The organism is Streptomyces sp. NPDC020192 (assembly GCF_044388685.1).
GTDB lineage: Bacteria > Actinomycetota > Actinomycetes > Streptomycetales > Streptomycetaceae > Streptomyces.
The window spans coordinates 279516-306254 of the sequence record NZ_JBIRXG010000012.1; the positions used below are offsets into that span (position 1 = coordinate 279516).

General features: G+C 72.0%; 23 protein-coding genes. 14 read left to right on the forward strand and 9 right to left on the reverse strand.

The window, feature by feature from the left end:
- Window positions 1-2: 2 nt before the first annotated feature.
- Complete coding sequence (locus tag ACH47Z_RS24295) at window positions 3-1175, reverse strand: thiolase C-terminal domain-containing protein (RefSeq protein ID WP_399076968.1); 1173 nt, start codon at window positions 1173-1175, stop codon at window positions 3-5.
- A gap of 87 nt (window positions 1176-1262) precedes the next feature.
- On the opposite strand from ACH47Z_RS24295, the gene ACH47Z_RS24300 reads away from it, so the two are divergent.
- Both ACH47Z_RS24300 and ACH47Z_RS24305 read left to right on the forward strand, forming a co-directional pair.
- Window positions 1263-2465, forward strand: coding sequence for an acyl-CoA dehydrogenase family protein (locus ACH47Z_RS24300; RefSeq protein ID WP_399076970.1), 1203 nt, complete (start codon window positions 1263-1265; stop codon window positions 2463-2465).
- A complete protein-coding gene (locus ACH47Z_RS24305) occupies window positions 2462-2935 on the forward strand; it encodes a nitroreductase family deazaflavin-dependent oxidoreductase (protein ID WP_399076972.1) in 474 nt (157 codons plus the stop codon). Before ACH47Z_RS24300 ends, ACH47Z_RS24305 begins: the two co-directional genes overlap by 4 nt.
- Before the next feature lie 86 nt (window positions 2936-3021).
- Here the strand turns inward: ACH47Z_RS24305 and ACH47Z_RS24310 are convergent, their stop codons facing one another.
- Window positions 3022-3639 (reverse strand): LysE family translocator, encoded by a 618-nt coding sequence (locus ACH47Z_RS24310; protein WP_399076975.1) that lies wholly within the window; start codon window positions 3637-3639, stop codon window positions 3022-3024.
- Between the two features lie 82 nt (window positions 3640-3721).
- Between ACH47Z_RS24310 and ACH47Z_RS24315 the strand changes: the two genes are divergently transcribed.
- Entirely contained in the window at window positions 3722-4174 is a 453-nt protein-coding gene (locus ACH47Z_RS24315) for an Lrp/AsnC family transcriptional regulator (RefSeq protein ID WP_399076977.1), read from the forward strand.
- A gap of 75 nt (window positions 4175-4249) precedes the next feature.
- Here ACH47Z_RS24315 and ACH47Z_RS24320 read toward each other — a convergent pair whose 3' ends face one another.
- Complete coding sequence (locus tag ACH47Z_RS24320) at window positions 4250-4897, reverse strand: TetR family transcriptional regulator (protein ID WP_399076979.1); 648 nt, start codon at window positions 4895-4897, stop codon at window positions 4250-4252.
- Window positions 4898-5019: 122 nt separating this feature from the next.
- On the opposite strand from ACH47Z_RS24320, the gene ACH47Z_RS24325 reads away from it, so the two are divergent.
- Both ACH47Z_RS24325 and ACH47Z_RS24330 read left to right on the forward strand, forming a co-directional pair.
- Window positions 5020-5772, forward strand: coding sequence for a VOC family protein (locus tag ACH47Z_RS24325; RefSeq protein ID WP_399076981.1), 753 nt, complete (start codon window positions 5020-5022; stop codon window positions 5770-5772).
- A 178-nt stretch (window positions 5773-5950) separates the two neighbouring features.
- Entirely contained in the window at window positions 5951-8296 is a 2346-nt protein-coding gene (locus tag ACH47Z_RS24330; protein WP_399076983.1) for a PQQ-binding-like beta-propeller repeat protein, read from the forward strand.
- Window positions 8297-8413: 117 nt separating this feature from the next.
- On the opposite strand, the gene ACH47Z_RS24335 is transcribed toward ACH47Z_RS24330, so the two are convergent.
- From ACH47Z_RS24335 to ACH47Z_RS24345, 3 genes are read right to left on the reverse strand one after another with little or no spacing between them, the layout of a single operon-like run.
- A complete protein-coding gene (locus ACH47Z_RS24335; RefSeq protein ID WP_399076985.1) occupies window positions 8414-9190 on the reverse strand; it encodes an enoyl-CoA hydratase/isomerase family protein in 777 nt (258 codons plus the stop codon).
- Window positions 9187-9597, reverse strand: coding sequence for a Zn-ribbon domain-containing OB-fold protein (locus tag ACH47Z_RS24340; protein ID WP_399076987.1), 411 nt, complete (start codon window positions 9595-9597; stop codon window positions 9187-9189). Before ACH47Z_RS24340 ends, ACH47Z_RS24335 begins: the two co-directional genes overlap by 4 nt.
- Before the next feature lie 2 nt (window positions 9598-9599).
- Window positions 9600-10754, reverse strand: coding sequence for a lipid-transfer protein (locus ACH47Z_RS24345; RefSeq protein ID WP_399076989.1), 1155 nt, complete (start codon window positions 10752-10754; stop codon window positions 9600-9602).
- 76 nt (window positions 10755-10830) lie between these two features.
- On the opposite strand from ACH47Z_RS24345, the gene ACH47Z_RS24350 reads away from it, so the two are divergent.
- A complete protein-coding gene (locus tag ACH47Z_RS24350) occupies window positions 10831-12444 on the forward strand; it encodes a FadD3 family acyl-CoA ligase (protein ID WP_399076991.1) in 1614 nt (537 codons plus the stop codon).
- A 596-nt stretch (window positions 12445-13040) separates the two neighbouring features.
- Here the strand turns inward: ACH47Z_RS24350 and ACH47Z_RS24355 are convergent.
- Both ACH47Z_RS24355 and ACH47Z_RS24360 read right to left on the reverse strand, forming a co-directional pair.
- Entirely contained in the window at window positions 13041-13265 is a 225-nt protein-coding gene (locus ACH47Z_RS24355) for a hypothetical protein (RefSeq protein WP_399076993.1), read from the reverse strand.
- A gap of 209 nt (window positions 13266-13474) precedes the next feature.
- Window positions 13475-16450, reverse strand: a complete 2976-nt coding sequence (locus ACH47Z_RS24360; RefSeq protein WP_399076995.1) for a BTAD domain-containing putative transcriptional regulator — start codon at window positions 16448-16450, stop codon at window positions 13475-13477.
- Between the two features lie 303 nt (window positions 16451-16753).
- Between ACH47Z_RS24360 and ACH47Z_RS24365 the strand changes: the two genes are divergently transcribed.
- The 6 genes from ACH47Z_RS24365 (at window position 16754) to ACH47Z_RS24390 (ending at window position 24088) form a co-directional block, all read left to right on the forward strand.
- The gene (locus ACH47Z_RS24365; RefSeq protein WP_399076997.1) at window positions 16754-17980 is read left to right on the forward strand and encodes an amidohydrolase family protein; all 1227 of its coding nucleotides are present in this window, start codon (window positions 16754-16756) and stop codon (window positions 17978-17980) included.
- 5 nt (window positions 17981-17985) lie between these two features.
- Window positions 17986-18903 carry an LLM class F420-dependent oxidoreductase gene (locus tag ACH47Z_RS24370; protein WP_399077046.1) on the forward strand — a complete coding sequence of 306 codons (918 nt, stop codon included), beginning with the start codon at window positions 17986-17988 and terminating at the stop codon, window positions 18901-18903.
- 9 nt (window positions 18904-18912) lie between these two features.
- Window positions 18913-19683 carry an SDR family NAD(P)-dependent oxidoreductase gene (locus ACH47Z_RS24375; protein ID WP_399076998.1) on the forward strand — a complete coding sequence of 257 codons (771 nt, stop codon included), beginning with the start codon at window positions 18913-18915 and terminating at the stop codon, window positions 19681-19683.
- Between the two features lie 96 nt (window positions 19684-19779).
- Window positions 19780-20898, forward strand: coding sequence for an LLM class flavin-dependent oxidoreductase (locus ACH47Z_RS24380; RefSeq protein WP_399077000.1), 1119 nt, complete (start codon window positions 19780-19782; stop codon window positions 20896-20898).
- 14 nt (window positions 20899-20912) lie between these two features.
- A complete protein-coding gene (locus ACH47Z_RS24385) occupies window positions 20913-22643 on the forward strand; it encodes an amidohydrolase family protein (RefSeq protein ID WP_399077002.1) in 1731 nt (576 codons plus the stop codon).
- Entirely contained in the window at window positions 22640-24088 is a 1449-nt protein-coding gene (locus ACH47Z_RS24390; protein ID WP_399077004.1) for an aldehyde dehydrogenase family protein, read from the forward strand. Before ACH47Z_RS24385 ends, ACH47Z_RS24390 begins: the two co-directional genes overlap by 4 nt.
- Window positions 24089-24103: 15 nt before the next feature.
- Here ACH47Z_RS24390 and ACH47Z_RS24395 read toward each other — a convergent pair whose 3' ends face one another.
- Window positions 24104-24499, reverse strand: coding sequence for a nitroreductase/quinone reductase family protein (locus ACH47Z_RS24395; protein WP_399077006.1), 396 nt, complete (start codon window positions 24497-24499; stop codon window positions 24104-24106).
- 136 nt (window positions 24500-24635) lie between these two features.
- Between ACH47Z_RS24395 and ACH47Z_RS24400 the strand changes: the two genes are divergently transcribed.
- Both ACH47Z_RS24400 and ACH47Z_RS24405 read left to right on the forward strand, forming a co-directional pair.
- A complete protein-coding gene (locus tag ACH47Z_RS24400; protein WP_399077008.1) occupies window positions 24636-25100 on the forward strand; it encodes a hypothetical protein in 465 nt (154 codons plus the stop codon).
- A gap of 10 nt (window positions 25101-25110) precedes the next feature.
- A complete protein-coding gene (locus tag ACH47Z_RS24405; RefSeq protein WP_399077010.1) occupies window positions 25111-26739 on the forward strand; it encodes a peptidoglycan-binding protein in 1629 nt (542 codons plus the stop codon).

Sequence of the window (26739 nt, forward strand, 5' to 3'; positions counted from 1 at the left end):
CCTCATTCCCGGCCCAGCACCACCGTCCCCGACGAGCAGAACCACCCCCCGGTCCCCGAGGCGACCCCCAGCCGGGGCAAGTCCCCGTCCCGGCCGCGCACTTGCCGCTCCCCTCCCTCCCCGCGCAGCTGCCGTACCGCCTCCACCAGCAGGAACAGTCCTCGCATGCCGGGGTGTTGGGCCGACAGGCCGCCCCCGTCGGTGTTCACCGGCAGCTCCCCGCCGCGCACCAGCAGCCGACCCTTCTCCACGAACGCCCCGCCCTCCCCCTTCCCGCAGAAGCCCAGGTCCTCCAGGGTCACCAGGGTCATGTAGGTGAAGGCGTCGTAGATCTCCGCGAAGTCCATCTCGCCCGGCCCCACCCCGGCCCGCCCGAAGGCGAGGCGGCCGCTGACCGCCGCCGGGGAGACCGTGAAGTCCGGCCACTCGGACATCGCCGCGTGCGAGACGTGCTCGCCGGTGCCGAGGATCCAGACGGGGGTCGTACGGCAGTCCCGTACGTACTCCTCGGCCGCCAGCAGGACCGCCGCGCCGCCGTCCGAGCGGATGCAGCAGTGCAGCTTGGTGAAGGGGTCGGCGATCAGCGGCCCGGCCAGGACGTCGTCCACCGTGATCGGGGTGCGGAACATGGCCTGCGGGTTCAGTGCCGCGTTGGCCCGGGCCTGCACGGCCACCTCGGCCAACTGCTCGATGACCGTGCCGTGTTCGATCATGTGGCGGCGGGCGGCCATCGCGTACTTGGCGATCAGGGTGTGCCCGTAGGGGGCCTCGAACTGGAGAGGACCGCGCGCGCCGAAGGACAGCTCGCCCGTCCGCCGGCCCGCCTTGATGTCGGCGCGGGCCGTGGAGCCGTAGACGAGCAGGACGGCGTTCGCATGGCCCGCCGCGATCGCGTCCGCCGCGTGCGCCGCCATCACCTCCCAGGTCGAGCCGCCGACCGAGGTGGAGTCCACCCAGGTCGGGCGCAGGCCCAGATACTCGGCGACCTCGACCGGGGCCAGCGTGCCGAGACCGGCGGAGGCGAAGCCGTCGACCACCGTCCGGTCCAGGCCCGCGTCCGTGAGGGCGCGGCGGGCCGCCTGCGCGTGCAGGGTGTACGGCGTGGCGTCGGCCACGCGTCCGCAGTCGGAGAGGGCCACCCCGACCACGGCGACTTTCCGGCTCCCGGGCGTCATAAGAGGCCTCCGTCCCCTGTGCATATCGCTGCGGCCCTCCTAATATGACGGTCCGTCAGATCCGGAGGGAAGAGTCGGGGAAGAGCCATGGACACGCGTCTCACCGCCGAACAGGACGAGATCCGCCGTACCCTGCGTGAACTCCTCCACAAGCGCTGCGGCCCCGAGGAGCTGCGCGCCGCCCTCGCCGCCCCCGCCGGACACGACCCCGCCCTCTGGTCCGCCCTCGCCGACCAGCTGGGCCTGCCGGGGCTCGCCCTGCCCGAGCGGTACGGCGGGGTCGGCTGCCCGGTCACCGACCTGGCCCTCGCCTGCGAGGAGACCGGCCGCGCCCTCGCCCCCTCCCCGCTGTTCGCCACCTCCGTGCTGGTGGCGCCCCTCGTGCTCGCCCTCGGTACGGAGGCCCAGCGCGCCGGCCTGCTGCCCCGGCTGGCCACCGGCACCCGCACCGCCGCCCTCGCCGTACCGGGCACCGACCTCGCCACCGCTCTCGCCCTGACCTGCGGCAATGAGGAGTACGTGGCCGGTGGCGGGCGAGCCGGGGGCATGCAGGCCCGGCGTACGGCGGACGGCTGGCTGCTCTACGGCCAGGCCGACCAGGTGCTGGACGGGCACAGCGCCGGGCTGCTGCTGGTCGCCGCCCACACCGGCGGTTTCGCGCGGTCCCGGACCCGGCTGTACCTGGTGCCGGGGGACGCGCCGGGCGTCGTACGGACCCGGCAGACCGCCCTCGACGCCACCCGCCCCCAGGCGCGCGTCCAACTCCGGGACGTACGAGCCGAGGTGCTGGGCGAGGAAAACACCGAGGTGCTGCCCGCCCTCGCCGCCCTCGGGGACTCCGTGGCCGCCGTGCTCGCCTGCGAGGCCGTCGGGGCGGCCGGCCGGGTGCTGGAGCGGACCGTGGAGTACGCCGGGCAGCGCGAACAGTTCGGGCGGCCCATCGGATCCTTCCAGGCGGTCAAGCACCGGCTGGCGGACGTGTACGTGGCGGTACAGGCGGCACGCTCGGCGGCGTACTACGCGGCGTGGGCCTGCGGCGCTTCGGCGGTGGTGTCCTCACCGTCGGCGGCCGGCGGGCTGGCGCTCGCGCAGGCGTTGGAGGCGCTACGGCTGGCCGCCGCCGAGGGCATCCAGCTGCACGGCGGGATCGGTTTCACCTGGGAGCATGATGCCCACCTGTACTTCAAACGGGCGGCCGGGGACGAGCTGCTGTTCGGCCCACCGCACCGGCTGCGGGACCGGGCCGCCGAGACGGCCGGGCTGTTCGGGACTGGGGAGGTGGCGGTGTGATCGGTGTCCGGTTGGTGCAGAAGGTGTCCTCGACGCGCGGGTTCGCGAAGGTCGCCCCGCATGTGATCCCGGCGCTGGACCGCGCCGTCCACCGCCTCACCCGGGGCAAGGTGCTGCTCAGCGCCCAGATGCTGCCCGGGGTGATCCTCACGTCGACCGGCGCCCGCAGCGGGCTGCTCCGCAGGACTCCGCTGGCGTGCATGCCCGAGGAGGACGGCAAGAGCTGGATCCTGGTGGGCTCCAACTTCGGCCGGACCGGGCACCCCGCCTGGACCCACAATCTCCTCGCCCATCCGGAGGCGTCGATCAGCTGGAAGGGCCGGGACATCCCGGTGACGGCCCGGCTGCTCAGGGGGGAGGAGCGGGAAGAGGCCTGGCGAGCGGTCCTGGCGTTCTGGCCCCCGTACGCGGCGTATCAGGAGAGGGTGACGAGGCAGATCCGCTTGTTCCGGCTCACTGCAACTCCTTAGGGGCGCGGGGCTGTATCTGATATGCGGCTACCGCCGCGTGGGCGCGAGCAACCACAACGAACCCGCACCCGAAAGGCCGGCCGAACCTACAGCGTGGCGAGGCGCTCCACCAGCAAAAACGCCCCGATCCCCAGCATCGCCGCCCCCGACGTCCGCGTAACCGCCCGAGCCGCCGCAGGCCGCGCGGCGAGCAGCGCACGGGCGAGGACCCCCACCGCGAGGTACACCGCCGCACAGCAGGCCATGTGCAGCACACCGAGGGCCGCCGTCTGGACCGGGACGGGCAGGTGGGCGCCGCGCAGGGTGAGGAACTGAGGGAGGACGGAGAGGTAGAGCAGCAGGCCCTTGGGGTTCAGGCCGCTGATCGTGGCGCCCCGGAGGAAGAGCGCGCCGGAAGGCGTCGGCGCGGCGCTCGCGTCCGGCACCGCGGGTCGCCGCAGCACTCCCCACCCCAGCCACAGCAGATACCCGGCGCCCGCGACCGTCAGCGCCGTCAGGAGCCGCGGCGAGCCCGCGACCAGCACCGCCAGCCCCGCCGTCGCCAGGACCGTGTGCAGGGCGTACCCGCAGACCAGGCCCGCTACCGCGCGCGGTACCGAGCGGCCGCGCAGGCCGGTGGCGATGACGTACGCCCAGTCGGCGCCCGGCACGCACACCAGCAGCAGGTCCACGGCGAGGAAGGAGAAGAGCAGTCCCGAATCCATGCTGGGGACATTAGGCGCGAAGAGGCCGAAAGTGTTCCCGAAGTTTTCCCGTCAACCGGCATTTCGGGGGAAGATCTACCCCATGGACGACATGGACCGGAAAATCCTTGCCGAGCTGCAGCAGGACGGGCGGCTGACCGTGACCGAGCTGGCCGCGCGGGTGCGCCTGAGTGTCTCGCCCTGTCACCGGCGGCTGCGCGAGCTGGAGCGCTCCGGCGCCATCGAGGGCTACCGTGCGGTGGTGGACCCGGCCGCGCTGGGGCTGAACTTCGAGGCGCTGGTCTTCGTGTCCATGCGGCAGGAGGACCGGGACACGGTCGCCGAGTTCGAGCGGGCGGTCAGTGAGCTGGAGCACGTCCTGGACGCCCAGCGGCTGTTCGGCGAGCCCGACTATCTGCTCCGGATCGCCACCGCCGACCTCGCCGCCTTCCAGCGGCTGTACGACGACCGGCTCGCGACCCTGCCGGGGGTGCAGCGGCTGACGTCGACGCTGGTGATGAAGCACGTCGTACGGGACCGTCCGCTGCCCGCGTAGCACGGCAGGCGGCAGCTCACCTCGATGAACTACCGCCTGCCAGACAGGACTTGGGACCTGGAAAAAGGGGGCGTGTTACTTGCTCGGCTTCTTGCCGGTCACGCCCAGGTGGATCAACAGGGCGAGGTTCGGCTTGAGTTCGGCCTGTTTCACGCCCCAGGACTGGAAGCCCTTCTGGTGGGCCGCCACCGCCGCGAGCATCGCGACCAGCGAGCCGGCCACCGCCGCCGGGTTCACGTCCTTGTCGACCCTGCCCTTGGCCTGCAGTTCGGCGATGGAGTCCACGAGGGAGTTGTTCACCGAATTGAGGATCTTCATCCGGATCTTGTAGAACCGTTTGTCCCCTTCGGCCGCGCCGAGGTCGACCACCCGCAGGATCGCGTCGTTCTTGCGCCAGAACTCCAGGAAGCCGTCCACGAGTTCCTGCGCGGTCTGCCACCCGGACTTGCCGGCCCATGACCGGCCCTCGAGCAGCTCGGTCAACCCGGCGCCCTCGGCGGCCATTTGCTCGGCGATCTCCAGGACGGCGCCTTCGACGTCCGGGAAGTACTGGTAGAAGGTCGCGGGCGAAGTGCCCGCCTTCCGGGCGACATCGATGACCTTGACGTCCCGGTACGGGGAGGAGCTGAGCATCTCGCTGAGGCAGTCGAGCAGCTTCTGCCGGGTCGCCTGCCCACGCCGGCCGGCCACGCGGCCGTCGACGGTACGCACTTGTCCTGTCATGCCGTCAGCTTACCGAGGGGTGATCGGAGCGCGATTCGGCCGAGTGCAAATGGGGTGCACGGGGACTCTGAGGGTGGTGTGCCTGGTCTGCGCGGTGCGCGCGCCCCGGTTACTTTGGCGGCATGGCCGAAAACAGGGCATCCGCCAACGAAGAGACGCAAGAGGTGGGAGAGGCGTACGGGGAGGGCGTGCCCTGCTGGGTGGACGCACAGCTGCCCGACGTCGAGGCGGGCAAGCGGTTCTACGGTGAGCTCTTCGGGTGGACCTTCGAGGAGGCGTACGGCTCCTCGGTGTGGGCCCGGCTGGACGGGGAGCCGGTCGCCGCGCTCGCGCACAAGACCGACGGCCGGATGCCCACCGTCTGGACGGTGTACTTCGCCACCCCGGACGCCGAGGCGCTCACCCGGCGGATCACGGCGGCCGGCGGACAGGTCGTGATGGCGCCCACCGCGCTGGACGACCTCGGCACGGCCGCGCTCGCCGCCGACCCCGAGGGCGCGGTGTTCGGCCTGTGGCAGCCGGGCGGCCACCAGGGCTTCGGGCGCCGGCGCGAGCCGGGCACCTTCGTCTGGGCCCAGCTGTACACGCGCGACACCGCCGCCGCCAACACCTTCTACGGCGGCCTCTTCCACGAGGCCCTCTTCGGCTCCGGTGCCGAGCCCGACTTCGGGCGGGCCGAGGTGACCGAGGTCTTCCCGGCCGAGATGCCCCCGCACTTCCTCGCCCACTTCCGGGTCACCGACCTGGACGACGCCCTCGGGGCCGTCCAGCGGCTGGGTGGCCGGGTGCAGGCGTCACCCTTCGAGACGTCGTACGGACAGGTGGCCGTCGTCACCGACAATCAGGGGGCGTCGTTCGCACTGCTGCACCGCTGATCCGTCCGTTTTGGCCGGATTGGTCGCAAGACACCCCGATTTTTCACCGGGTTCGCAACCAGCCGCCCGGCCAGGAAGAATCGGGGTGCGTGCCGCCATGGCGGTGCGGTGGTGAGACGCTGCACGTCGGTCGCGTACATATGGGGTGGCGCGGCCAGTACGGGGAGGTGGCAGGCAAGTGGTGGATCAGCTGACACAGCACGATCCGCGGCGGATCGGGCCGTTCGAGGTGCTGGGCCGGCTGGGCGCCGGCGGCATGGGGCTGGTCTATCTCGCGCGCTCGGCGTCCGGCCGGCGCGTGGCGATCAAGACGGTGCGCACCGAGCTGGCCGAGGACCAGCTCTTCCGCGTCCGCTTCACCCGCGAGGTGGAGGCGGCCCGCGCGGTCTCCGGCTTCTACACGGCCGCCGTGGTCGACGCCGACCCGCGCGCCGCCGTGCCCTGGCTGGCCACGGCGTACGTCCCCGCGCCCTCCCTCGAGGAGATAGTGAACGACTGCGGTCCGCTGCCGGCCCAGGCCGTGCGCTGGCTCGCGGCGGGCGTGGCGGAGGCCCTCCAGTCCATCCACGGCGCGGGACTCGTGCACCGGGATCTGAAGCCCTCCAACGTGCTCGTGGTCGAGGACGGCCCCCGGGTGATCGACTTCGGCATCGCGTCGGGCGTCTCGAACACCCGCCTGACCATGACGAACGTCGCCGTCGGCACCCCCGCCTACATGTCCCCCGAGCAGGCCAAGGACTCCCGCAGCGTCACCGGCGCCAGCGACGTCTTCTCGCTCGGTTCCATGCTGGTCTTCGCGGCCACCGGCCACCCGCCCTTCCACGGCGCCAACCCGGTCGAGACGGTCTTCATGCTGCTGCGCGAGGGCCCGGACCTCACCGGCCTGCCCGACGAGCTGCGCCCGCTCATCGAGGTCTGCATGCAGATGGAGGCCACGGGCCGCCCCTCCCCGGCCGACCTCCAGGCCCAGCTCGCGCCCCATCTCTTCGGCTCCGGCTCCGACGACAGCGGCACCGCCTCCGCCTGGCTGCCCGAGAAGGCCGTCGCCCTCATCGAGTCCCGCCGCGGCGGCGTCCGCCCCACCGCCAGGCCCGCCCCGTCCGGCACCGGCGGCCGGGGCAGCGCCGGGCGTTCCGCGGTCCCGCCGCCGCCCCCGTACGACCCGCCGGTCCCGCCCGTTCCCGTGGGCGCCCCCGACACGGGTCCGGTCCGGCTGGCCGGCGCCCCGGTGCCCATCGGCCCCGGTCCGCGCGTCGCCGACGCCCGCGCCGCCGCCGTCAAGGCGCCCCCGCCGGAGGCCGGCCTGGTCGCCAGCTGGTCCCGCCCGCGCCCCGGCCTGACCGGTCCCGACCCCGCCGTGCCGCCGGTCCCGCCCCAGCCCCCGGAGACGGCGGCCGGCTGGCGCCCCTGGCGTTTCCGCATGTCGAACGACGTCTGGGGCACCCCTTCCGTCGCCGGCGACCTGGTCTACGTCACCTCCTTCGAGGTGCACGCCCTGGACGTGGCGACGGGCCGCCGTAGCTTCAAGACCAGGGACGTCGCCTGGTCCATGGCGGTGGCGGACGGCCGTATCCACGCCTCCGACGGCCCGACCCTGTTCGCCCTGGACGCCCGCGAGGGCGCCGACCTGTGGCGGCTGTCGACGGACGCCTGGGTGTACTCCCTGAAGGCCGACCACGGCACGGTCGTCACCGGCACCCGCGGCGGCGGCGTCCAGGCCTGGGAGGCCGCGAGCGGGCAGAAGCTGTGGGAGATCGCCGGCTGCCAGACCGACTTCGAGTCCCCCGAGTCCGGCCCGCTCGTCCACGACGGCACGGTCTACGTCTGGCAGGACGCCCGGCTGCGCGCCCTGGAGGCCCGCACCGGCGAGGAGCGCTGGTCGTACCCGGTCGGCGACGCGGCCTCCTGCGGCGGCGTCCCGGTCCGCCTCGCCCCGGCGTCGGACGGCTACGTCTACGTCTCCGCGGGCACCCGGGTCCTCGCGATCGAGGTGGCGAGCGGCAGGGTCCGCTGGCACTTCGAGGCCCCCGCGGTCTTCCTCTCCCCGCCCGCCTTCACCCCGGGCCCGGCGGTGACGGGCGGCGGCGTGTACCTCGCGGACTACCTCGGCACGGTCTACGCCCTCGACGCCACCGACGGCCGCGACCGCTGGCGCATCGCGACCGAGGCCCGTGCCTCGATCGAGCCGGTGCTGGTGGCGGCCGGCCATGTCCACGTGGGCAGCGGCAAGGCCCTGTACACCCTGGACGCGGTCACCGGCACGCCCAAGTGGCGCTTCCAGGCGGGCGGCGACGTCGTGGGCGCGCCCGCGGTGGCCGAGGGCCGCATCCACTTCGGCTCCACGGACCATCTGCTCTACACCCTGAAGGCCGACGACGGCCGCCTGCGCTGGAAGCTGGCGACCGGCGGCGAGATCACCGGCTCCCCGGTGGTCCAGGACGGTGTGGTGTACGCGTGCAGCAAGGACCGGTGCGTGTACGCGCTGGACGCGGAGAAGGGCACGGGCACGGCACGGACGGCCTAGCGCGGTGGGGGGGATACGTGACGGCCGTCGTACCGGTGTGTCACGGAAAGGGCTCCAGACGGCGGCCGTCCCAGGGCCGAGGCTACCCCGGCCGCCGGACCCCCGCCACGCGGTCACTCACCGTGTCCGCGGCGCGGTCCGGTCCCTGCTCCGGAACAGCTCGGCCTGCCGCTCGGCCGGCAGATTGCCGAGCGCGATGAGATGCGGGGCCTGCGCGAACGCCTGCGTCAGGCCCGCCTCCCGCGCCGCCCACAGCGCCCGCACGGTCCCCTGCACCCCCTCCGCCGGATACCCGGCGATGACGGCGGCACAGCGCACGGCGGCCTCCAACGCCCCGCCTTCCTCGGTGACTTCGGAGACCAGCCCGATGTCATGGGCGCGCCGCGCGGAGATCCGTTCCGCCGTCCCCATGAGCATCATCCGCGCGACCTCCCCGTAGGGCATCCGCGCGGCCAGCAGCATGGACTCGTAGGCGCTGACCATCCCGTACGTCGTATGCGGATCGAAGAAGACGGCGGTGGCATCGGCGACGACGAACTCGCACTCCCCGAGCAGATAGAAGGCACCCCCGCAGGCCATCCCGCGCACGGCGGCCACGACCGGCTTCCACAGGTCGTTCGCCTTCGGCCCGATCCCCAGCAGCGGATCGTCCTGCATGTACGGCGACGACGGCTGCGGTACGACGACGTCCCGGTCGATCCCGGTACAGAAGGCCCGCTCACCGGCCCCGGTGAGCACGACGGACCGCACGGAGTCGTCGACCCGCAACCCACGCCAGATGTCGGCAAGTTGGCCGGCCATTTCCAGATCGACGGAGTTGAGCCGCTCGGGCCGGTTGAGGGTGACGACGGCGACGCCGCTGTCCTTGTCGGCCTCGACCAGGAGGGCGCTCACGAGAGCACCCACTGCGGCAGCCCGCCGTCCGGGAAGACGGCATGCACGCGAGCCCCGATCCGAATCCGCTCCGGATCAAGGGAGTTGAGAGGGTCCCCGGCGTGGCGGACGAGATTGCCCACGAGCCGGATACGGGGGGCGTCCTCGAGCTCCACGACGACGACGTTGTACGGCGCCTGTTCCGCGTAGTCGGGCAGGAGAGGCGGATGCGGAACGACGTACGACCAGATCCGTCCGTGTCCGCCGGTGAGCCGCCACTCGCTCGCGAAGGACTGGCAGTGCGGGCAGCAGGGCCGGGGCGGAAAGCGGGGCTCACCGCAGTCGGCGCAGGCCTGGACGCGCAGTTCACCCTGGGCGGCGTACTCCCAGAAGGGCGCGCCGTCGGTGTCGGTGACGGGGTTCAGCATGGTCAGCTCCTGAGCAGCAGAGCGGAGGTGGGCACGCCCTCACCGGCGGTGACGAGGCAGGTGGCGGCGCCGGGCACCTGGGCGGTACTGGTGCCGCGCAGCTGCCTCACGCCTTCGTTGATGAGGTTGAAGCCATGGACGTAGGCCTCGGAGAGCCCCCCGCCGGAGGTGTTGAGCGGAAGCCGCCCCCCGATCTCCAGCGCGCCCCCTTCCGTGAACGCGCCCCCCTCCCCCCGCCCGCAGAAGCCGTACCCCTCCAGCGAGAGCGGTATGAGTGCGGTGAACGCGTCGTAGATCTGCGCCACGTCGACATCGTCCGGGGTGAGGTCGGCGTGCTTCCACAGCTGCCGTGCGGCGGACCAGGCCGGGCCGGTGAGCGGGTCGTCGTTCCAGTAGTTGACCATGCCGTGGTGCTGGGCGGGCAGCCCCTGGGCGGCGGAGTGGACGTACACGGGCCTGTGACGGCAGTCCCGCGCCCGCTCCCGGCCGACGACGACGCAGGCCAACGCCCCGTCCGTCTCCAGGCAGTTGTCGAAGAGGCAGAGGGGTTCGCTGATCCAGCGGGAGGTCATGTACATCTCGCGGGTCAGCGGCCGTTCGTACATCACGGCGGCCGGGTTCTGGTTGGCGCGGTTCCGGCAGGCGAGGGCGACATTGAAGAGGTGATCGCGCGTAGCCCCGTACTCGTGCATGTACCGGCGGGCCAGCATGGCGATCTCATCGGCGGGCCGGAGCAGCCCGAAGGGCCGGGTCCACTGGGCGGGAGTGGGCAGCTGAACGGCGGTGTTGGTCCAGGGCCGCGCCCCGCTGCCCCGCTTCCGCGACCGCCAGGCGACGCCGACGGAGGCCTGCCCGGAGGCGATGGCGGCGGCGAGATGCGCGACGGTGGCACAGGACCCGCCCCCTCCGTAGGGGACTTTGCTGAAGAAGGTGAGATCCCCGAACCCCACGGCCTTCGCCAGCTCGACCTCGTCGGTCTCCTCCATGGTGTAGGAGGCGAGAGCGTCGACCTCACCGGGAGCGATCCCCGCGTCTTCCAGGGCCGCGACCACGGCCCGGCAGGCGAGCGTCTTCTCGTCCTCCGGGAGATGCCTGGCGAACGAGGTCTGCCCGATCCCGACGATGGCGGTGGCGTCCTTCAGCCCGGCGACTGCCATGCCGTCCCCCTCCTCTGGACATCCTGACAGTCCGTCAGATTACAGCTAATCTGACGGACAGTCAGCTGGCTGGGTGATGGGGAGGGACGCTGTGAGCGACTGGGGGACCATCCCGGAGCTGGTGCGGTGGTCGGCCGAGCGGTACGCGGAGCGGGAGGCCGTGGTCGAGGGCCGTACGAGGATCACGTACGCCGAACTCGGCGCCCGCATCGAACGCTCGGCGGCGGCCTGCCTGGCGAGCGGCGTGGAGGCGGGCGACCGGGTGGCGGTCTGGGCCCCCAACTCCCTGGACTGGATCGTCGCGGCGCTCGGCGCGGTGAGCGCGGGCGCGGTGCTGGTCCCGCTGAACACCCGTTTCAAGGGCACGGAGGCGGCGGACGTACTGCGCCGAAGCGGGGCGCGCTTGTTGTTCGTGACGGGCACGTTTTTGGGCACGTCGTACGTGGCGTCACTGCGCAGGGCGGCGGGAGAAGGGGTGCCGGACGGCCAGGGCCCGCTCCCGGGCCTTCCGGCCCTGGAGGAGGTGGTGGTCCTGTCGGAGGACGCACCGCCGGACTTCCGGACGTGGAAGGACTTCCTGGCGGGAGGGGAGGGGGTGAGGCCGGAGGACGTACGTACGAGGGAAGCCGAACTGGACGGCGGTTCGGTGTCGGACATCATCTACACGTCGGGTACGACGGGCCGCCCGAAGGGCGCGGTGATCACGCACGGGCAGACCCTGCGGGCGTATGCGGTCTGGGCGGACCTGGCAGGCCTGCGCGCCGCCGACCGCTACCTGATCATCAACCCCTTCTTCCACACCTTCGGCTACAAGGCGGGGGTGATCGCCTGCCTGATGCGGGGGGCGACGATGATCCCGCAGCCGGTGTTCAACGTGGAGACGGCACTGGCGAACATAGCGGCGGAACGCATCTCAGTGTTGCCCGGCCCACCAACCCTCCACCAGTCATTGCTGGACCACCCGTCCCGGGACGCCTACGACCTCTCCGCCCTGCGCCTGGTGGTGACGGGAGCGGCGGTCGTCCCTCTGCTCCTGGTGGAACGCCTGCGCGGAGAACTGGGCGTGGAGACGGTCCTCACGGCGTACGGCCTGTCGGAGGCGAGCGGCATGGTCACGATGTGTCGGCGCGACGACCCCCCGTCGGTGATCGCGTCGACGTCCGGCCGACCGATCCCGGGGGCGGAGGTGAGGGTGGCGGACGCTTCGGGCGCCCCGGTACCGCCGGGCGTGCCGGGCGAGGTACTGGTCCGGGGCTTCAACGTCATGCGCGGCTACTACGAGGATGCCGGGGCAACGGCAGAGGCCGTCTCTCCGGACGGCTGGCTGCGAACGGGCGACGTAGGCGTCCTGGACGAGTCGGGCAACCTGCGCATCACGGACCGCATCAAGGACATGTTCATCGTCGGCGGCTTCAACGCCTACCCGGCGGAGATAGAGCAACTGCTCGGCCTCCATCCGGATGTGCGGGAGGTGGCCGTGATCGGCGTACCGGACGCCCGGCTGGGCGAGGTCGGCAAGGCGTTCGTGGTCCGCAGGCGGGGTTCAGTCCTGACGGAGGACGACCTGATCGCCTGGTCCCGCCGCGAGATGGCGAACTACAAGGTGCCACGGGCGGTGGAGTTCGTGGGGGAGCTGCCGCGGAACGCGAGCGGGAAGGTGGTGAAGGGGGAGCTGCGGGGGTGGGAGTGAGGCGGAGGGAGAGGGGGAGGGGGAGGGGGAGGGAGCCTGGACTGCCATCGAGGAGGTTGGTGAGAAGCGAGCGGGCAGCCCGGGGGAGCAGTCCCGTCGCCGCGAAGTCCTCGTCGGCCCCGCCAGCCCCACCCATCCCATACGAGGGGGGAGTTGGACGATGTGGGCGCGCTATCCACGCTCCGCGTCCCCTCCGCGCCGACCCGCGACGTAGCCGACGGCAGAGGCCAACGCCGGTCGGGACCCCGCCTTTCCGGGCCCCACGGTCACTCGGAAGCGCCGGCCAGGTCAGCCAGGGTGGCCCTGATCTCCTCGACCATGTGCGCAGGGCGGTGGAAAACGTCCTCGGCGCTGAAGCGGAGGAGGCCTTGGGGCCGAACATGGCGAAGGGGCCGGCAACGCCGGCCCCTCGTCGTGCTGGCTGACTCAGCTGCCGTTGCCCGTGATGTGGATGTTGTCGGGCGAAACGGTGATGTGGATGTTGTAGGTCGAAAGGTTCCCGCCATGGAATGACTTGGATCTGCCCCTCGATGTACCTCGGCCGCGACGGCTCCCCCTCGGCGCCGTCGCGGCCGGTCCCCCGTGCGGGAGTTGGCTCAGCTGGGTTCGGACGTGACGTGGGTGTTGTCCGGGGCCACCGTCCCGTCGGCGGCGGCCACCGCCTCGACGTCCGTGACGTGCGTGTTGAGCGGCTTGACATCCCCGTTCGCGGGCGCATCGGTGACATGCGTGTTGAGCGGCGTGACTCCCCCGCCCGCCGGAGCGTCGGTGACGTGCGTGTTGTCCGGCTGGACGATCGTGTTGTTCTCGGTGTTGCTCATGGTGCCTCCCCTGGGTGGATCCGTGTGGAACATGAGGGCCCGCCCGGTCATTCCCCCGTGGATGGCCGGGCGGGCCACTCGGGTCGCCCAACCCTAATCCGCAGGTGTGGGGACCCTCACCGCGGTCCGTCTGCCCCCCGACGCGACGGATCGACGACCACGAGAGTGCCGGGCCGCGATAAACGAACGATGAACGTCCCGGCAGAAGCTCAGGCGGCCGCCACCGGAGTGAGGAGTTTGCGGACCTCGGCGGCCTCCGCGGAGTTGAGGTTCTCGTAGATCTCCAGGGCTTCCTGCCAGCAGACCTGGGCCCGGCCGGAGTGGCCGATGCCGTTCAGGGCTCTGCCCAGCACGGTCAGGACGTGGCCGCGGCGCCATTCGCCTCCGATGCCCCGCAGGACGGTGAGAGCCATCTCGGCGTTGCTCGCGGCCTGGCCCGGTTTACGGGCGTCCAGTTCGACCTCCGCGAGTCGGCAGAGCGTCATCCCTTCCCACAGACGCTGACGACTGTCGCGGAAGACCCGCAGTGCCTCTTCCAACTGTTCGGCTGCGCTGCTGTGCTGGCCGGTCTTGGCAAGGGCCATGCCGTATGCGTAGCGCCCGTTCGCTCCTCTGAGGGTATGGCCGAGCTCCTGGTAGATGTCCGTGCCCTGGCGGGCAAGGACGACAGCGGTGTCGGCGCGGTTCGTCGCCAGATGGAGACGCGACAGGTTGCACAGGGCGGCCGCCGTGCCTGCGAGGTCGCCGCAGCTGCGGAACTTCTCGATGGTCTGGCTGAAGTAACCTTCGGCGTCCTCGTGCCGGTTCTGGTAGAACGCCGTGCTGCCCAATACGTTCGCCGCCCAGCAGGAGGGCAGCGGATCGTCGGCTGTCTCGGCGAGCTGGAACGCCTCACGTGCATCGCGGTGCGCCTGGTCGAACACCCCGGAGAACAGCCGCGCGTTGCCCAGGACGACCGAGGCCCTGCCTTCGGCTCGTACGTCGCCGGCAGCCTGTGCAGCCCTCCTCAGCGCGGTGGCGGCGGCCTCGTACTCCTTGGAGTTGGCGCCCGATTCGGCAAGGTCGACAGACGCCCACAGCAGATCGATGGCCCGCCGCAGCGGACTTCCTTCGGCGGACTGCCGTACGCAGGCGAGCAGGCAGGTCGCCTCCGCATACAGCCAGTCCTGAGCTCGGTGCCGGTCCTCGAACCGCAGCCCCGGATACTCCGTAGGCTCCAGGTGATCCACCAGCCGATCCCCGGGCCGCTCCATCGCATACACCTGCGCCGCCGTACCCAGATAAAAGTCCAGCAACCTCGACATGGCCGCCTCCCGCTCGCCGGGCGGCTGCTCGTCCCGCTCCGCGCAAGCACGCGCGTAGAGTCGGACCAGGTCATGGAAGCGGTACCGGCCGGGCGCCGCCGACTCCAGCAGTGACGTGTCCACCAGGGACTCCAGCAGGTCCTCCGTCTCCTCCCCCGGGAGGTCCAGGACCGCGGCTGCGGCGGCCAGCGAGATGTCCGGGCCGTCCGCCAGGCCCAGCAGACGGAAGGCGCGGGCCTGGGCCGGCTCCAGTTGGCCGTAGCCCAGCTCGAACGTCGCCTTCACCGCCAGGTCCCCGGCCTGGAGCTCGTCCAGTCGGCGGCGTTCGTCCGCCAGCTTGGCCGCCAGGACCGAGACCGTCCACGTACGGCGGGCCGCCAGGCGGGAGGCGGCGATGCGGATCGCCAGGGGCAGGAAGCCGCAGGCCGCCACCACGTCCAGGGCTGCCTCGCGTTCTGCCGCCACCCGTTCCTCGCCCACGATCTTCGTGAACAGGGCCAGCGCCTCGTCCGGGGACATCACGTCCAGGTCGACCAGGTGGGCGCCGGCCAGGTCCAGCATCCGGACACGGGACGTCACCAGGGCCGCACAGCCCTCTGTCCCCGGCAGCAGCGGACGTACCTGCGCCGCGTCCTTCGCGTTGTCCAGCAGGACCAGGACCCGGCGGCCGTCCAGCACCGAGCGGTACAGGGCCGAACGCTCCTCCAGGGAGTCCGGGATCGCCGAGTCCGCCGTGCCGAGCGCGCGCAGGAACGAACCCAGGACCGTCTCCGGCTCCGCCGCCCTCGAGCCCGCGCCCTGGAGGTCCACGTACAGCTGGCCGTCCGGGAAGGCACCCCGCGCCCGGTGGGCCACATGCACCGCCAGGGTCGTCTTGCCCACCCCGCCGATCCCCGCCAGCGCCGACACCGCCATCACGCGGCCCTGGGCGTCCGGGGACTCGGACGCCGACGCCAGCACCTCGCTCAGCTCGGCCACGAAGGACGCGCGCCCGGTGAAGTCCGGGACCGACGCCGGGAGCTGGGCCGGGCGGACGGCCACCACGGCCGGTTCCACCGCCGGTGACGACGGTTCCGCCAGGGCCGGGTCCGCCTGGAGGATGCGTTGCTGCAGTTCCTGAAGGCCGGGGCGGGGGTCGACCCCCAGCTCCTCCGACAGCAGGCGGCGAGTGTCGGCGTAGACCGCCAGGGCCTCCGCCTGACGCCCACTGCGGTACAGGGCGAGCATCAGCAGCTCGCGCAGGCGTTCCCGCAGCGGGTGGGCCGCGGTCAGGGCCGTCAGTTCCGAGACCGCCTCCGCGTGGCAGCCCTGCTCCAGGTCCATGTCCAGGCGGGACTCCAGCAGGCCGAGGCGCCACTCCTCCAGCCGGACCCGCTGGGTCTCGGCGTAGGGGCCGGGGACGCCGGCCAGCGGTTCGCCGTCCCACCGGCCGAGGGCGTCGTTCAGCAGCTCCCTGGCCCGGCACAGGTCGCCGGCCGCCCGGGCCTTCTCCGCCTGCGCCGCCAGCTCCTGGGCCTGCGCCAGGTCCAGGGCGCCCTCGCCGAGGCCCCGGATCGCATAGCCGCCGGACTCGCTGACCAGCACGCCGGGGTCAAGGACCTTGCGCAGCCGGGAGGCGTACGTACGCACGGCCGCCAGGGCCTGGGACGGCGGCTCGGGGCCCCAGAGGGCGTCGATGAGCTCCGCCGCCGTCGCCGTACGGCCCTCGCGCAGCAGCAGGGCGGCCAGCAGGGCGCGCTGCTGCGGGGACCCCGTGCTCAGCGGCTCCGCGCCGCGCCAGGCCCGCACCGGACCGAGCACGCCGAACCGCAACGCCTCCGGTTCCGTGACGGTCACGGAACCGGGACGCCGCTGCTCAGGCACTCGCGGCCCACCGTCCATGCGTTCGTCCCCCTAGGGCCTGTCCGACGGATCCTGCCGGAATGGCGGGGCCTGCCCCGCTCACCCGTGCTGACAAAACACCGTTGCCTGGAGCCGGCCTGATCCGCCGGACAGGCCCTGGCATCCGAACAACCCCGTCAGTTTGCCTTGTTCCGGGCGGTTGCGTCAGCCGTGGGAGACGCCGATCACAGACCGGCACACCTGAGCACACAAGGCCCTCACACGGTCTTCGCACACGATCGCACACAGGAGATCAAACCCGGATAGCTGACGGACCGTCAGATCGGCGCTACCGTGAGGCTCATGGAGACGACACCCCGATTCCCGCTGATCATCTCCGTCGACGACCACACCGTGGAGCCCGCCACCGTCTGGCAGGAGCGGCTGCCGAAGAAGTACCTGGACACCGGGCCCCGGATCGTGCGTGCGCCGCTGAAGGAGATGACCTTCCTCGGTGGACGGTTCAAGCCCGTCATGGGCCGGCCCGGCAGCGCCGACGGCCCCCTCGGCGACTGGTGGGTCTACGAGGATCTGCGCCGGCCCCTCACCCGCCTCGACACCGCCGTCGGCTACGACAGGGACGAGGTCAGGCTGGAGGTCATCACCTACGAGCAGATGCGGGCCGGGTCGTACGACGTCCCCGCCCGGCTCGCCGACATGGACGCCAACCACGTCCAGTCCGCCGTCTGCTTCCCCACCTTCCCCCGCTTCTGCGGCCAGACCTTCACGGAGGCCCACGACAAGGAACTCGGCCTGCTCTGCGTGCGCGCCTACAACGACTGGATGGTGGAGGAGTGGTGCGGCCCGGACGCGCACGGCCGGCTCATACCGCTCACCCTCATACCCCTGTGGGACGCCCACCTCGCCGCCGAGGAGGTACGGCGGAACGCGGCACGTGGCGTCCGGGCCGTCGCCTTCTCCGAGATACCCCCGCACCTCGGCCTGCCGTCCGTCCACAGCGACGACTGGGACCCGTTCCTCGCCGCCTGCGACGAGACCGGCACGGTCATCGCCATGCACATCGGCTCCAGCAGCCGCATGCCCTCCACCTCCGCCGACGCCCCGCCCGCCGTCGGCTCCACCATCACCTTCGCCAACTGCTGCTTCTCGATGGTGGACTGGCTGATGAGCGGGAAGTTCGAACGCTTCCCGAACCTCAAGGTCATGTACGCGGAAGGGCAGATCGGGTGGATCCCGTACATCCTTGAGCGCGCCGACGTCGTCTGGGAGGAGAACCGGGGCTGGGGCGGGGTCGCCGACAAGGTCACCCGGCCGCCGTCCGAGACCTTCGCCGGGCACGTCTACGGCTGCTTCTTCGACGACGCCTTCGGGCTGCGCAACCTGGACTCCATCGGCGTCGGCAACGTCCTGTACGAGACCGACTACCCGCACTCCGACTCCACCTGGCCCAAGTCCCGCGAGGTCGGCGAGGCACAGATGGGGCACCTCCCGGCCGACGTGGTCGAGCGGATCGTGCGCGGCAACGCCATCGAACTGCTGGGGCTCACCCCCGAAGGACTCTGGCAGTGAGTGCCCTGGTGTACGGCATCCAGCTGCCCGTCCAGTCCCAGAGCACCCTCTACACCGAGCGCTGGGAGGCGGCGGCCGGGCCGGAGGATCTGGTGGCGGTCGCGCGGGCCGTGGACCGGGCCGGGTTCGGCTACCTCGCCGTCTGCGACCACGTGGCCGTCCCGCGCCGGCTCGCCCAGGCCATGGGCACGGTCTGGTACGACCCCGTCGCCACCCTCGCCCACCTCGCCGCCGTCACCGAGCGGGTGCGGCTGCTCAGCCACGTGGCCGTCGTCGGCCTCCGGCACCCCCTTCTCACCGCCAAGCAGTACGCCACCCTCGACCACCTCTCCGGCGGGCGGCTGATCCTCGGGGTGGGCGCCGGGCATGTGCGGGAGGAGTTCGAGGCGCTCGGGGCCGACTTCGAGCGGCGGGGGGCCGTACTGGACGAGACGATCGACGCCCTGCGCGCCGCCCTCGGGCCGGAGGAGTTCCCCGAGCACCACGGCAAGCGCTACGACTTCGCCGGGCTCGGCCAGCGGCCCCGGCCGGCCCAGCCGCACGTCCCGCTCTGGGTCGGCGGCTCCTCGCCCGCCGCCGTACGCCGGGCCGCGCTGAAGGGCGACGGCTGGCTGCCGCAGGGGGATCCACGGGACCGGCTGCCCGCGCAGATCGCCCGGATCCGGCACCTGCGCGCGGACCAGGGGCTGGAGGGGCCGTTCACCGTCGGGGCCATCACCGAGCCGCTGTACGTCGGGCGGGCCGGCTGGGAGGTCGGGCGGCGGACCCTGACCGGGGCGCCGGAGGAGATCGCCGCGTCGCTCACCGCGTACCGGGCGATGGGCGTGGACCAGATCCAGGTGCGGTTCCGGAGCCGGAGCAGTAGCGAACTCATCGAGCAGATCGGCGCGTTCGGGGCCGAGGTCGCGCCCCACCTGAGCTGAGGAGGGGACATGGGCAAGCTGGACGGGCGGGTCGTCGTCATCACCGGGGCGGCGCGCGGACAGGGCGAGCAGGAGGCGCGGCTCTTCCGGGCGGAGGGCGCGCGCGTCGTCGTGGCGGATGTGCTGGACGAGCAGGGCAAGGCGCTGGCCGAGGAGATCGGCGCGCTGTACGTCCACCTCGACGTGAGCCAGGAGGACGGCTGGCGGGAGGCCGTGGCGGAGATCAGGCAGGCGTACGGGCGTGTCGACGGGCTCGTCAACAACGCGGGCATCCTGCGCTTCAACGCCCTCGTGGACACCCCGCTGGACGAGTTCATGCAGGTCGTGCAGGTCAACCAGGTCGGCTGCTTCCTGGGGATGAAGGCGGTCGTCCCGGAGATGGTGGACGGCGGGACGATCGTGAACACCGCCTCCTACACCGCGCTGACCGGCATGGCGGCCGTCGGCACGTACGCGGCCACCAAGCACGCCGTGCTCGGGCTGACCCGGGTGGCCGCGCTGGAGCTGGCCGGCCGGGGGATCCGGGTCAACGCGATCTGTCCCGGCGCGATCGACACCCCGATGTCCAACCCGGCGCGGCTCGACCCGGACGCCGACCCGGAGGAGATGAGCCGCGCCCTGGACGAGCTGTACCGCAAGCTCGTGCCGCTCGGCCGGGTGGGACAGCCCGAGGAGGTGGCCCGGCTGGCCCTCTTCCTCACCTCGCAGGACTCGTCGTACATCACCGGGCAGCCGTTCGTGATCGACGGCGGGTGGCTGGCCGGCGTCTCCGTTATCTGACTCACCGTCAGCTATTGACGGTCCTCGTGCTCGATGCGACAGTCGGCCAACAGGAGATCTGACGGTATGTCAGAAGAGCTGGGAGGGTGAACCGCCGTGGAATTCGGGCTCTTTGTACAGGGATACGTGGGCAAGCGTGCCGAGACCGACCCGCTCGCCGAGCACAAGGCACTGATGGAGGAGACCGAGTACGTCATCCAGGCGGACACGTCCGGCTTCAAGTACGCCTGGGCCTCCGAGCACCACTTCCTGGAGGAGTACTCGCACCTGTCCGCCAACGACGTCTTCCTCGGGTACCTGGCGCACGCGACGGACCGGATCCATCTCGGCTCCGGGATCTTCAACCCGCTCGCCCAGGTCAACCACCCGGTCAAGGTCGCCGAGAAGGTCGCCATGCTGGACCACCTCAGCGAGGGCAGGTTCGAGTTCGGCAGCGGGCGGGGCGCGGGCTCGCACGAGATCCTCGGCTTCCTGCCCGGCATCACCGACATGAACTACACGAAGGAGATCTGGGAGGAGACGATCGCCGAGTTCCCGAAGATGTGGCTCCAGGACGAGTACGCGGGCTTCCAGGGCAAGCACTGGCAGCTGCCGCCGAGGAAGGTCCTGCCCAAGCCGTACGGGGCGTCGCACCCGGCGATGTGGTACGCGGCCGGGTCCCCGGCGTCGTACGCCATGGCCGCGAGGAAGGGGCTCGGCGTGCTCGGCTTCAGCATCCAGAAGGTCTCCGACATGGAGTGGGTGCTGGAGCAGTACAAGACGGCGGTCGTGAACGCCGAGCCGGTCGGGGACTTCGTCAACGACAACGTGATGGTGACGACGACCGCGATCTGCGCGCCGACGCACGAGGAGGCGATCCGGATCGCGGTGGGCGGCGGGCTGCACTACCTGCCCTCGCTGGTCTTCCGCTACCACGACACGTTCCCGCGCCCGGAGGGCTTCCCCGTCTGGCCGGAGACGCTGCCCGAGTACACGCCCGAGTTCGTGGAGCTGCTCATCGAGGAGGAGCTGCTGATCTGCGGGGACCCGGACGAGGTGCTGCGCCAGTGCAAGCGGTGGGAGCAGGCGGGCGCCGACCAGCTGAGCTTCGGGCTGCCGGTGGGGGTGCCGAAGGAGGAGACGCTGCAGACGATCCGGCTGATCGGGGAGCATGTGATTCCTGAGATCGACACGGATCCGGTGCATCGGACCACGCGATTCCGTCAGTCCGTCTGAGGGGGTTCGCGGGCATGCTGGACCACCTGATCAAGGGTGCGACCGTCGTGGACGGGACGGGCGCACCCGCGTACACCGCCGACGTCGGCATCCGGGACGGCCGTATCGCCGCCGTCGGCGAGATCACCGAGGACGCCCGGACCACCGAGGACGCGCACGGCCTCGTCCTCGCCCCCGGCTTCGTCGACCCCCACACCCACTACGACGCCCAGCTCTTCTGGGACCCGTACGCCACGCCCTCGCTCAACCACGGGGTGACGACGGTCGCGGCCGGGAACTGCGGGTTCACGCTCGCGCCCCTCAACCCCGCCCGCCCCGAGGACGCCGACTACACCCGCCGGATGATGTCCAAGGTGGAGGGGATGTCCCTGGTGGCGCTGGAGGAGGGGGCGCCGTGGAGCTGGCATTCGTTCGGGGAGTATCTGGACGCCCTCGACGGGCGGATCGCCGTCAACGCCGGTTTCATGGTCGGCCATTGCGCGCTGCGACGGCACGTCATGGGGCCTCAGGCCGTCGGCGGGCAGCCCAGTGAGGAGCAACTCGCAGAGATCGTAGGGCTGTTGCACGCGGCCATGGACGCCGGTGCCTGGGGCCTGTCCACCACCCAGTCGAGCACCCACTCCGACGGTGACGGACAGCCGGTCGCGTCCCGGCACGCGCGGCCCGCCGAACTGCTCGCCCTGGCCAGGGCGGTCGGGGAGCACGAGGGCACGCAGATCGAGGCGATCGTCGCCGGGTGCCTGGACCAGTTCAGTGACGACGAGATCGATCTGCTGGTGGAGATGAGCGCGGTCGCCGGGCGGCCGCTCAACTGGAACGTGCTCACCGTCGACGCGGCCGTCCCGGAGCGGGTCCCCCGGCAGCTGAGCGCGAGCGAACGGGCCCGGAAGGCCGGCGGCCGGGTGGTGGCGCTCACCATGCCGATCCTCACCCCGATGAACATGTCGCTGGGCACCTTCTGCGCCCTCAACCTCATCCCCGGCTGGGGGCCGGTCCTCGGGCTCCCGGTGCCGGAACGGATCGCGAAGCTCCGGGACCCGGCCGTCCGGGCGGAGATGCTGCGCCGGGCCCGGTCCAAGGAGGCGGGGGTCTTCCGGCGGCTGGCGAACTTCGGACGGTACGTCATCGGGGACACCTACAGCGCCGCCAACCAGGGGCTGACCGGCAGGGTCGTACGGGACATCGCGGCCGAACGCGGCCAGGACCCCTTCGCCTGCCTGGTGGAGATCTGCTCCAACGACGACCTCCGCACGGTCCTGTGGCCCATGCCGACCGACAACGACCCCGCCTCCTGGGCGCTGCGCGCCGAGACCTGGCAGCACGAGGACGTGCTGCTGGGCGGGTCCGACGCCGGGGCGCATCTGGACCGGATGTGCGGGGCGCCGTACACCACCCGGTTCCTCGGGGACTGTCTGCGCCGCCGGAAGCTCGTCGGGCTGGAGCAGGCGGTGAAGATGCTCACCGATGACCCGGCCCGGCTCTTCGGGCTGCGGGAGCGGGGCCGGATCCGGGAGGGCTGGCACGCGGACCTGGTCCTCTTCGACCCGGAGCGGATCGACGCCGGGCAGGCGCGGCTGGTGCACGACCTGCCGGGGGACAGCCCCCGCCTGGACTCGGCGGCGATCGGGGTGCGGGCCGTGTGGGTCAACGGGGTCGAGGCGATCCGGGACGACGTGGTCAGCGGGGCCGTACCGGGCAAGGTGCTGCGCTCGGGGCGGGACACGCGGACGGTGAGTACCAGGTGAGGGAGGAGCGGCTGTTCGTCGGCGGGCGGTGGGTGGAGCCGGACGGCGGGCACTACCCGGTGACCGACCCGGCCACCGAGGAGACCGTCGGCCGGGCGCCGGAGGCCTCGCCGGAACAGGCCCGGGCGGCCTGCGCGGCGGCCCGGGAGGCGTTCGGGGCGTGGTCGCGGACCCGGCCGGAGGAGCGGGCGGCGGTGCTGGGGCGGGCGGCGGAGATCATCCGCGAGCGCCTGGTGCCGTACGCCGATCTCGCCCGCGCCGAGACCGGCGCGACCACGGGGACCGCGCGGGCCATGCAGGTCGGGGTGGCCGCCGCCCGGTTCCGCCGGTACGCGAACGTGGAGCCCGCCGAGTGGGCCGTGCCGCCGCAGATCAACGAGGCGGGGCCGATGGGCAGGGCGGGCGTGATGGGCGCGCTGGCGGTACGGCAGCCGGTCGGGGTCGTCACCTGCGTCACCTCGTACAACAACCCGTGGGCCAACCCGGCCGGCAAGGTCGCCCCGGCGCTGGCCATGGGCAACACGGTGGTGGTGAAACCGGCCCCGCAGGATCCGCTGTCCGTCTACCGGATGGCGGAGGCGCTGGAGGAGGCCGGGGTGCCGCCGGGCGTGGTGAACGTCGTGTCCGGGCGGGACGTGGCCGTGGGCGAGGCGGTGGTGGCCAGCGAGGACGTGGACATGGTGAGCTTCACCGGCTCCACGGCCGTCGGCCGGCGCATCGCCGAGGTCGCCGGGCGGGACATGAAGCGCCAGCTGATGGAGCTGGGCGGCAAGGGCGCGGCGGTCGTCCTCGACGACGCGGACCTCGCCTCGGCCGTCGCCGGGATCGGTACGACCTTCTCCTTCTACAGCGGGCAGATCTGCACGGCACCGACGCGGGTGCTGGCGCAGCGGGCGGTGTACGACCGTCTGGTGGAGCAACTGGCCGCGTTCGCCGGGCGGTTGACGGTGGGGGACCCGGCCGGGCCGGGCACGGTGGTCGGGCCGGTGATCTCGGCGGAGCACCGGGCACGGGTGGAGTCGTACGTCGAACTAGGCCGCAAGGAGGGCGCGACGGTGGTGACGGGTGGCGAACGCCCGCCCATGGACCGGGGTTTCTACGTCGCCCCCACCCTCCTCGCCGACTGCACCAACGACATGCGGGTCGCCCGGGAGGAGATCTTCGGGCCGGTCGTCGTGGTCGTCCCCTTCGACGACGAGGAGGAGGGGATCGCCCTCGCCAACGACTCCGACTACGGCCTGATCGACTACGTCTGGTCCGGCGACGTCGCCAGAGCCTTCCGGGTGGCCCGGCGCCTGCGGGCGGGCGGGGTCGGCATCAACACGGTCGGCCGCAACATGGAGGCCCCGTTCGGCGGCTTCAAGAAGAGCGGCGTGGGGCGGGACGTGGGCTCCTACGCCCTGCACGCCTACAGCGAGGTGCAGGCGATCGTGTGGCCGGGGTGAGGGGGCCGGCGCCCCTCAGTCCGCCAGATCCACCCGCACCGTCAGCAGGTCCGTGCCGAAGGCGCGTACCGCCGTGCTGTTGAAGAAGGGGAGGGCGCGCAGGCGGGTCAGCGGGTCGTCGTCCGGGAGGAGGTGGGCGGTGCCGTGGTGCCAGCGGCCGGCGATGCGGACGCGGACCCCGGGGTCGGCCTGGATGTTGCGGACGTACTGGGACTTGTAGCCGAACTCGGAGACCAGCCAGAAGGACTCGCCGACCCTGCGGCCGCCGACCGGGGTCTGCCGGGGCAGGCCCGAGGTGCGGCCGGTGGTCTCCAGCAGGGTCTGGAACGGCAGCCGCCGGTTGAGCGGATTGGCGAGGTGCCGCTGGAGACGGGTCACGAGGCGGTGCTTGAGATCGCTGCGGCCTGGCATGTCTGTCGCTCTCCTGGTCTCCCGGCGCGGGGATGGTGTGTCGGCTCCGTGCGGGGCGTGTGGTGCCTGGACGTTCCTACAACTGCCGCGTGCTAGCCTCCCCTGCGGTCTTGGTCTACGCAACGGGGGAGCGGGGATGGGCGCGTCGACGGACGGCTACACGGTGAAGTCCGGCATGTCCGGGCAGGCGACCGAACTGGACGGCGCCGGCGACGACGCCGGGCACATACACCAGGCCGTTCAGCCCACCATGTGCTACACGCAGGACGCCCTCGGCGGCCCCGAGGCCGGCGCGGCCTTCGACGCCTTCGCCGCCGCCTGGCTGGACGACGCCGCCACGCTGGAGTCGGCGCTGCACGAGCTGGCCGGCAAGGTGCGGCTGGCCAAGGGCGCGTACCACGGCAGTGACCACGCCGTCGCGACCCGCGCCGCCGCCGTCTCCGCCGACGGGGCGGGCATCGGGAGCGGGTTCACCACCATGCCGGCGCCGACGGGGAGTTCGTACATCACCAGCATGCCGGCCCCCGCCACCGGCCCGGACCCCACCATCACGACGATGCCGGAGCACGGCGACCGCCCGTCGGCCCTGACGCGCTACTGAGGACGGGCCGATGGGCTTCCTGGACCACCTGAACCCCCTGGGCGCGCTGGACACCCCCGCCGGCCGCCGCTCCTGGCTGGCCGACCTCGCCACGAGCATTCCCAAGGCCGGCGACAAGAACGACCTGCTGGACCAGATCGACAACGCCCTCTTCGTCTCCGCGCCCGTCGGCGACACGGCCACCCTCGAAGCGCTCGGCAAGCGCTACCGAGACCAGGTCGACAAGGCCGGCGAGCTGCACGACCGTACGGCCAAGGTGGCCAAGAAGGGCCTGCCCGAGGTCTGGGTCGGCGACACCGGCGTCCTCGCCTGCGACGGGGTGGCCGCCGCCGCCCGCGCCGCGACCAAGATGGCCGACGCCTTCCAGGGCGGCGCCAGGGCACTGCACGCGCTGGCCGACGCGCTCGGCACCGCGAAGAAGCAGGACGCCGACGGCCGCGCCAAGATGCAGCAGGCCAAGCAGCGGCTCGGCCCCAGGGACAGCGTCTTCGATCTCGGCAGCATGCTGGAGAGCGACGCGGAGAAGAAGGCGACCCTCGACGCCGGGCGGACCCTCGCCACCGACGGGGTCGAGCTGATGCACAAGGCGGCCGTCACCGCCGACGACGCCGTACGCGCCGCGGCCCGCGACCTGAACAAGTGGGCGGCCGAGGCCCGCGCCGGCACGATGCACACCGGTCAGCTGTCCGCGGTGGACCGGCTGATGCTCGCCGACACCAGCGGCAAGGACGGCGCGGCCGACCTCAACGAGATCCTCACCGCGAACGACCTGGAACGCTCCGGCCGGGCCATGGACCAGCTCTCGCCCGCCGACCGGGCCCGGATGGACCAGCTCCTGGCGGGCGCCAAGACCCCGCAGGAGAAGGCGTACCTGATGAAGGCCCTCGCCGCGGGCCACGGCGTCGACGACATCCAGACGTTCGACGGCAAGATCCACGGCAAGGACCCGGCCTGGCTGCAACGGCACCTGACCCCGATCGTCACCGACGGCGACAGCCTCAAGGACGAGGGGACGAACCCCGTCAGCGGCGCCAACCTGAACACCCAGCTGCAGGACTTCCAGGGCCAGTTGTGGGCGCAGGGCGGCGACGGCCAGGAGGGCACCTGTGTCGCCTCCTCCACGGTCACCGCGCGCGCCCTGGTCGACCCCGTCTACGCCCTCTCGCTCACCGGCGGCCCCAGCGGCCAGGAGGACGACTCGGCCGCCTTCCGCCAGCGCCTGATCGCCGAACAGCACCGGGTGCACGAGGAGGGACACGGCGGCGCCGGCTGGAACGGCATGGACCTGAAGGGCAAGACCGAGGTCGTCGACAAGGAGATCAGCCCGGAGACCGGCAGCTCGTACGAGATGCACGAGGTCCCGGACGCGAACGCCCGGCGCGACGTCCTGCCGGACATCGAGAAGGCGGTGGCGGACGGCAAGCCGGTGCCCATCGGCGTCCAGGGGCACGACGAGAAGGGCAACCGGGTCGGGCACGCCATGATGATCATCGGCCAGGAGGGTGACAAGCTGGAGATCTACAACCCGTGGGGCAAGACCACCTGGGTCAGCGAGGACGACTTCGTCAACGGAGGCATGGCGAAGGCCAGCGACAACGAGCTGCCCGACGCCTACGAGGTCCACCTGCCCCAGGACTGA

What these genes read in the sequence shown, in the direction of transcription:
- ACH47Z_RS24345 (WP_399076989.1), bottom strand. Translation starts at nt 10,754, where the DNA reads ATGGCAGTCGCCGGGCTGAAGGACGCCACCGCCATCGTCGGGATCGGG.
- ACH47Z_RS24315 (WP_399076977.1), top strand. Translation starts at nt 3,722, where the DNA reads ATGGACGACATGGACCGGAAAATCCTTGCCGAGCTGCAGCAGGACGGG.
- ACH47Z_RS24360 (WP_399076995.1), bottom strand. Translation starts at nt 16,450, where the DNA reads ATGGACGGTGGGCCGCGAGTGCCTGAGCAGCGGCGTCCCGGTTCCGTG.
- ACH47Z_RS24300 (WP_399076970.1), top strand. Translation starts at nt 1,263, where the DNA reads ATGGACACGCGTCTCACCGCCGAACAGGACGAGATCCGCCGTACCCTG.
- ACH47Z_RS24395 (WP_399077006.1), bottom strand. Translation starts at nt 24,499, where the DNA reads ATGCCAGGCCGCAGCGATCTCAAGCACCGCCTCGTGACCCGTCTCCAG.
- ACH47Z_RS24375 (WP_399076998.1), top strand. Translation starts at nt 18,913, where the DNA reads ATGGGCAAGCTGGACGGGCGGGTCGTCGTCATCACCGGGGCGGCGCGC.
- ACH47Z_RS24310 (WP_399076975.1), bottom strand. Translation starts at nt 3,639, where the DNA reads ATGGATTCGGGACTGCTCTTCTCCTTCCTCGCCGTGGACCTGCTGCTG.
- ACH47Z_RS24340 (WP_399076987.1), bottom strand. Translation starts at nt 9,597, where the DNA reads ATGCTGAACCCCGTCACCGACACCGACGGCGCGCCCTTCTGGGAGTAC.
- ACH47Z_RS24325 (WP_399076981.1), top strand. Translation starts at nt 5,020, where the DNA reads ATGGCCGAAAACAGGGCATCCGCCAACGAAGAGACGCAAGAGGTGGGA.
- ACH47Z_RS24405 (WP_399077010.1), top strand. Translation starts at nt 25,111, where the DNA reads ATGGGCTTCCTGGACCACCTGAACCCCCTGGGCGCGCTGGACACCCCC.
- ACH47Z_RS24350 (WP_399076991.1), top strand. Translation starts at nt 10,831, where the DNA reads ATGGGGAGGGACGCTGTGAGCGACTGGGGGACCATCCCGGAGCTGGTG.
- ACH47Z_RS24400 (WP_399077008.1), top strand. Translation starts at nt 24,636, where the DNA reads ATGGGCGCGTCGACGGACGGCTACACGGTGAAGTCCGGCATGTCCGGG.
- ACH47Z_RS24295 (WP_399076968.1), bottom strand. Translation starts at nt 1,175, where the DNA reads ATGACGCCCGGGAGCCGGAAAGTCGCCGTGGTCGGGGTGGCCCTCTCC.
- ACH47Z_RS24355 (WP_399076993.1), bottom strand. Translation starts at nt 13,265, where the DNA reads ATGAGCAACACCGAGAACAACACGATCGTCCAGCCGGACAACACGCAC.
- ACH47Z_RS24385 (WP_399077002.1), top strand. Translation starts at nt 20,913, where the DNA reads ATGCTGGACCACCTGATCAAGGGTGCGACCGTCGTGGACGGGACGGGC.
- ACH47Z_RS24320 (WP_399076979.1), bottom strand. Translation starts at nt 4,897, where the DNA reads ATGACAGGACAAGTGCGTACCGTCGACGGCCGCGTGGCCGGCCGGCGT.
- ACH47Z_RS24365 (WP_399076997.1), top strand. Translation starts at nt 16,754, where the DNA reads ATGGAGACGACACCCCGATTCCCGCTGATCATCTCCGTCGACGACCAC.